At 53.3% G+C, this 6,396-nt stretch carries 3 protein-coding genes and 2 pseudogenes; 2 read left to right on the plus strand and 3 right to left on the minus strand.

The window, feature by feature from the left end; genetic code table 11:
- Nucleotides 1-1,057 (minus strand): annotated as a pseudogene (locus tag RTK32_RS17375) (glycosyltransferase); the annotation flags it as partial.
- Nucleotides 1,050-2,588, minus strand: coding sequence for a glucan biosynthesis protein G (locus RTK32_RS17380; protein ID WP_312046169.1), 1,539 nt, complete (start codon nt 2,586-2,588; stop codon nt 1,050-1,052). The pseudogene RTK32_RS17375 and the gene RTK32_RS17380, both read right to left, overlap by 8 nt.
- 270 nt (nt 2,589-2,858) lie before the next feature.
- On the opposite strand from RTK32_RS17380, the gene mdoC reads away from it, so the two are divergent.
- The gene (gene mdoC, locus RTK32_RS17385) at nt 2,859-3,983 is read left to right on the plus strand and encodes a glucans biosynthesis protein MdoC (RefSeq protein ID WP_312046167.1); all 1,125 of its coding nucleotides are present in this window, start codon (nt 2,859-2,861) and stop codon (nt 3,981-3,983) included.
- A 33-nt stretch (nt 3,984-4,016) separates the two neighbouring features.
- On the opposite strand, the gene RTK32_RS17390 is transcribed toward mdoC, so the two are convergent.
- Nucleotides 4,017-5,435 carry a phospholipase D family protein gene (locus RTK32_RS17390; protein ID WP_312046171.1) on the minus strand — a complete coding sequence of 473 codons (1,419 nt, stop codon included), beginning with the start codon at nt 5,433-5,435 and terminating at the stop codon, nt 4,017-4,019.
- Between the two features lie 245 nt (nt 5,436-5,680).
- On the opposite strand from RTK32_RS17390, the pseudogene RTK32_RS17395 reads away from it, so the two are divergent.
- Nucleotides 5,681-6,396, plus strand: a pseudogene (locus tag RTK32_RS17395) (beta-glucosidase); the annotation flags it as partial.

Consider the following 6,396-nt stretch of genomic DNA (forward strand, 5'->3'; position numbering starts at 1 on the left):
CCGCATCCAGTACGACCATATAGCTGTACTGGATTCCCAAGCGACGACAAAAGTCATCACTGTTACCACTTTTACGCTCCACGCGGCGGCGACGGCGACGATAGAAAATGCGCCCTTCTCCCCCCACATCGCGTACCAGCTCCATCCACGCTTTTTGCTCGGCCATCGCGATGTCCGGGTTGTAGCTGTCGCTAAGGATATAAACGTCGAAATGCTGCTGCTCACCCGTTCTGACCACGGATTCCCAGGTAGCACGCAAACCGGCGAAGACGCGTTCCACGTCTTCGTTACAGATCGGCATAATCAGCGCGGTACGATGCTCCGGATTAATGGGATCGGTATCGTTACTGTTGTACGAGATACTGTATTTGTCTTTGCCGATCAGCAGCTGTAAAAAGCCCATCAGCGCCGTCCAGAAGCCAGCAGAAACCCAGCAGAACAGCACAGCGAACAGGAACAGAATCCCCGTTTGCAGCACGTACGGCAGGATTTGCAGCACCGACTGCTGCCAGTTCTGGTTGATCATCTCCATAGGATCGATCAGCGCCCAGCCCTGATAAGGCAGAATGGTCTTCATGTACCAGGTCGCAATGACCGTTTGCGAGATGGTCAGCAGCAGTAAAATATAGCGACGAATCGAACCGACGTGTCGCCATTTGTCTTCTGACCGCTGCTCCTCGGCATTGGCATAACGCGGTTTGCTTTTGTGGCCACGTAAAGAATCCCATGCGCGTGAAACCGGGTTAGTGCGCCAGGCTTCAGGATACATAGAAGAACGCGTATGGGGCGGCATGGCCTTGAGCGTGGTGCGATGCAGCGCATCTTCGGCAAACTGCTCGCCTTTGCCCACGGCATCCGGCCACGTCATCTCAATACGTGATTTCACCGAAGCCAGAGGCGCGTCGTCTGCGCGTTCCGGCGTTGGCGCTTCGCCCAACATCTGATGCAGCTGGCTTAACGCCTCATCAGACTGCTCGGGCAACGCGTTCAGCAGCGCCTCTTTCCGTTCGGCCGGCAGAGGCAGCGCATCGATATAATCAGCTTTTGTCTTATTCATTGGCAGGCAACTGATAGCTCCAGGTTTCGGTCAGCGTTTTGTCGCCGTTAACCAGCGCAGCACGCATCTCTGTAGGCTGTTTGTTGTCCTTAACACGTAAACGGATCGCCAGACGCCAGCCCTTGGTGACCGGGTTGTAGCGCACGCTGTTTTCCACCAGCTCGCCGTTGTTACCGATGCTGACCTGTGGTGCGACCGGCGTATCGGCAGGCAGCTTGCTCATATCCTGACCGGCAAAGTCAACGATAAAGGCAACCGTGCCGTCCGGCTGGCGAACCAGGTTGGACTGTTTCACATCACCGGTTGAACGTAATGTATCCTTCACAAACGCCATATCTGGCGAATGCAGCTGGTTTTCATCACGAGTAAAGTGCAGACGATACTTAAAGTTCATCTCTTTACCCGGCTCTGGCAGGCTTTCCGGCGTCCAGTAAGCTACCACGTTGTCGTTGGTTTCATCAGCCGTTGGGATTTCAACCAGCTCGACGCGTCCCTTGCCCCAGTCGCCCTGCGGCTCAATCCAGCCACTCGGGCGCAGATCGTAACGGTCATCCAGATCCTGATACTGAGAGAAATCACGGCCGCGCTGCAGCAGGCCAAAGCCTTTTGGATTCTCTACGGTAAAGGTGCTGACCGCGAGGTGTTTAGGGTTGTTCAGCGGACGCCAGATCCACTCGCCGTTGCCGGCATGGATCGACAGGCCGTCAGAATCATGCAGGGCAGGACGGAAGTTAACCTGCGATGAAGGCTGGTTAGCACCGAACAGGTACATGCTGGTCAGCGGGGCTACGCCCAACTTACCGACTTTATCGCGCAGGAAAACTTTTGACTGGACGTCAACCGTGGTTTCTTTCCCTGGCGTGATCAGGAAGCGATAGGCACCTGTCGCCCGCGGCGAATCAAGCAGCGCATAGATAATCAGATGTTTGTCAGCCGGCTTTGGTCGTTCTACCCAAAACGTTTTGAAACGCGGGAACTCCTCGCCAGATGGCAGCGCGGTGTCGATAGCCAGCCCACGTGAAGAGAGACCATAAACCTGACCGGCACCGATAACGCGGAAATAGCTGGCGCCCAGGAAGCTGGTGATCTCGTCATCTTTTTTATTTTTGCTGTTAAGCGGGTAAAGCACTTTAAATCCGGCAAAACCGAGGTTTTTAACGGTTTCAGGATCGTGCTTAACATTGCCGAAATTAAAGAAGTCCGGTGAATATTTAATCTCGTGAACGGTAGAAGCCGTCACTTCATTAATTTGCACCGGCGTGTCGAAGTACATACCCTGGTGATAGAATTCCAGCTTGAACGGGGTTTTCAGCTTGCTCCACCAGGCTTTATCGCGATTGAACTGGATCTGCTGATAATCAGCATATTTCATCTCGCGCAGTTGGGAAGGTAAATTGCTTTTGGGCGCTTCATACCCTTTCCCGGCCAAATCTTTCGCCTGTTTTGCTACATCATCAATGCTGAAAGCCCAGCCGGAGCTGGCATACATTGACAGCAAAACCGTTGCGCCAAGCAGACGCAATTTCATCAGTTTTGGCTTATTTTTCATTTTAATCAGCACATCCCCCCCTTTCGTGTGCTTAAATCAATCCCATCCATCTTAATGGATAATTCGTAACTCCGACAGCCCAACACCATTTTTGTTCCTCGCATTTGCTGCTTTTAGCGCCCTGTTCTCAACTGCTTAGCGGATACGGATTCCCCTGATAGTATACCTGTGTTTTCTCCACTAGAGTAAGCGCTAAGCTTTAGCGTGGCTCAGGGCGAGCAAACGCTGTAACATATTGAATATGGGACGAATATGATAAAAAAGACCGGGCAGCGAGAATATTTTTTTGACTCGATCAGAGCTTATCTGATGCTTTTAGGGGTGCCTTTTCACGTCTCGTTGATTTATTCCAGCCAAAGCTGGTCAGTAAATAGTCCGCACACTTCCGAATGGCTTACGCTGCTGAATGATTTTATTCACGCTTTTCGTATGCAGGTGTTCTTCGTTATTTCCGGCTATTTTTCCTATATGCTTTTCTTACGCTATAGCCCGCAATACTGGCTGAAAGTGCGTCTGGAGCGGGTGGGTATTCCTATGCTGGCTGCCGTTCCGCTGCTTACGCTGCCGCAGTTTTTTATGCTGAAAGCATGGACCTCAAAAATCGGCGACTGGAGCCAGCTCACGCTGTATCAGAAATTTAATGCGCTTAGCTGGGATCTTATCTCACACCTGTGGTTTTTACTGGTGTTGGTGATGTTGACCATAACCGGTGCATGGCTGTTTAAAAAGCTGCGTGACGGGCGATCATTAACGGACTATTCCGAGCTGAACTGGACTAAACTTAGCCTGGCTATTCTGGTTTGCAGCCTCATTTGGGGCGCGATCCGGCGACTGCTCTTTATTTTTGAGCCACAGCTGTTAGGCAATGCCCTGTTTAATTTTGTGGTTATGCAGACCCTGTTCTTCCTGCCCTTTTTTATCCTGGGCGCAATGGCGTGGAAATATCCGGCAATTAAGGCCCTCTTAATTAAGCCCGTCCCCTGGACTTTTATCGGCGCCGCCGTCGCGTTTATTGCCTATATCGCCAACCAGAGCTGGAGCAAAGGTGAAGGCTGGCTTTATGAAATTGACGCGGTGGTGTCGATGATGATGGGCCTGTGGATGGTTAACGTGGTGTTTTCGCTGGGGCATCGCCTGCTGAACAGCCATTCGCCTCGGGTGACCTATCTGGTGAACGCCTCATTATTTATCTATCTGGTGCACCACCCGCTGACTATCCTTTACGGTATTTTCCTGGTGCCCCATATCGGCAGCAATACGCTGGGCTTTTTCGCGGGCCTGGTGTTTGTCTTCGGCATCGCATTTATCCTTTATGAAATCCATTTGCGTATTCCGCTGCTGCGTTTTCTTTTTTCCGGCAAACTGCCGCAAAAGTAGCGCCTGCATGCTGGCCCGGCGATGCCGGGCCTTTTACAACAGCCATTCTATCGGTAAACGCCAGACCAGCCGCACCAGCAGTCGTTGAATAAAACGGGTGCCAGGCTCGTGTCGGTGAACGATCTCTTTATCGCCTTCGCCGGGATATTCTACCCAATTTACCCTTCCCCATTTATCCAGCCGCAGCGTCCAGGCGCGATCGCGGATGCGACTGATAAAACGCTGATGGATACTGGTAGCCAGCGTCTCGCTTTCAATCACAAAACCCATTTCAGTGTTGAGCATCGCGGAGCGTGGATCGAAATTAAACGAGCCTATAAATACCTTTTCATTATCGACGCTAAAGGTCTTGGCGTGCAGGCTGGAACCGGAGTTCCCGGTCAGACCGCGATCGTGCGGCTTTTCACGAAGCCCGGTATTGGGTTTCAGTTCGTAGAGCGTAATACCGTGCCGTAACAGCTTCTTGCGCCATTTGGCGTAGCCAGCGTGCACCACAGAGACATCGTTTGCCGCCAGCGAATTGGTCAAAATAGCTATTTTTACGCCTTTTCTGACCAGCGCCAGCAGCTGCGCCACGCCCGCACGGGTGGGCACAAAGTAGGCCGAAATGATATCGAACTGCCGCTGGGGCTGGCCGATAACCTCCAACATGCGCTGGGGCAACAGCGTCGACTCTTTGGCACGGCCCAGGCCCTTACGCGGATCGTCGCTGAGCAGGCGCGTTTTAGCCCAGGTAAGCGGCAGCTCCCCCGCCGTCAGGCTTGCGGTAAAAGAGGACGCTTCAATACGTTGCAGGTAACGTTTGACCTGCGGATTATCCAGCCAGTCGGTAGGCAACGACGCTGTGCCACGCTGGGTTTCATGCTCAACGTCCACGACTTTACTGAAGGGTTGAACGGCATGGCTTTCCCAGTAACGTTCAAAATCCGCTGTTACCTCTTTAACGACCGGCCCGATAGCCAGCACGTCCAGATCGGAAAAAAGCGGTTCATCGCCTGCGCCAAAATATTCATCGCCTACGTTACGTCCCCCTACGATGGTGACTTCACCGTCCACGGTAAAACTTTTGTTGTGCATGCGTCGGTTCAGGCGCGCAAAATCAGTGAGATAGCCCAGCGCACGCAGCGTGCGAAACGAAAAAGCATTAAACAGCCGCACCCGAATATTTTTATGGCGACTCAGCTCGCTGAGCGTAGGGTCCATCCCCATAGTATTGTTGTCATCCAGCAGCAGGCGCACCTTTACGCCACGTTCGGCTGCCGCCAGGATGGCGCTGAACAACAGACGACCGGACATATCGTCCTGCAAGATATAGTACTGAATATCCAGCGTGCGCTCGGCGTTCACCATTAGCTGATAACGGGCGGCAAAGGCATCCAGGCCCTCTTCCAGCGGATAAATACCGCTGTGTTCAGGGTGGTTCTCTACCAGAGAGGAAACAGCGCTCGTCAGCGACGCGCGCGCCGCCGGCTCATTTTCAGGCGCAAAAGCTTCAACCACGGTTCTTCCTTTTGTAATTTCCCGAGGGGACAGGCGGTGAGAAACAGTTCAAACACCTCCTATTATTGTCCCAGCGGCGGCAGATTGTCATGCGACTGTTCTGATAGCCATCGGGCAGCAGTGATAAACATAGTCGTTAAGATCAATTGGTCTAGACTTAGCGCATATTGCGCAGGTTTTGCTACGAGGAAAACGTCATGAGAGTAACGCATCCACTGCCGTCTCAGGAGCGAGACCAGCCGTTGTTCAAAAGTTTTTTTCAGGGCAGTTTCGCCTGTTCCACCGCCTGTCGCGGAGAGGGAAAAAGGGTTGACCTGGTCATTAACAGCGGTCACGACATGCTGCTGGAAAAAGACTATGCGCAGCTGGCGGCTAACCAGCTGCTGACGGCGCGTGACAGCGCACGTTGGTATCTGATTGAAAAGACACCCGGTCACTATGACTGGTCAACATTCCTGCCCATGCTGCACGCTGCTGAAAATAACGGGCTGGAAATAATCTGGGAGCTGGCGCATTTCGGCTGGCCCGATGGCCTGGACATCTGGCAGCCGGCCTTTGTCGATCGCTTTGCCGCCTTCGCGCGCGCAATGGCTTGCCTGATGCGGGATGAAGGCTATCAGACACCTTTTTTTACGCCGGTGAACCAGATTTCATTCTGGGCGTGGGCCGGTGCCGAGGCCGCGCTATTCAATCCTGGCGTAACGGGCCGCGGCAGAGAACTTAAACAGCAGCTGGTCAGAGCGTCGCTCGCTGCGATGCGCGCTATCCGTGAGGAACTGCCGGGCGCAAGATTTGTTCTGACCGATCCGCTGGTTCATATTGCCACGCAGGACGCATCAGCCGCCGCACGAGAGGAGGCTCAACGCCAGCACGAAGCGCAGTTTGAGGCCTGGGAGATGCTGAGCGGGCGGCT

Source organism: Erwinia sp., from assembly GCF_031978025.1.
Taxonomy (GTDB): Bacteria; Pseudomonadota; Gammaproteobacteria; order Enterobacterales; family Enterobacteriaceae; genus Erwinia.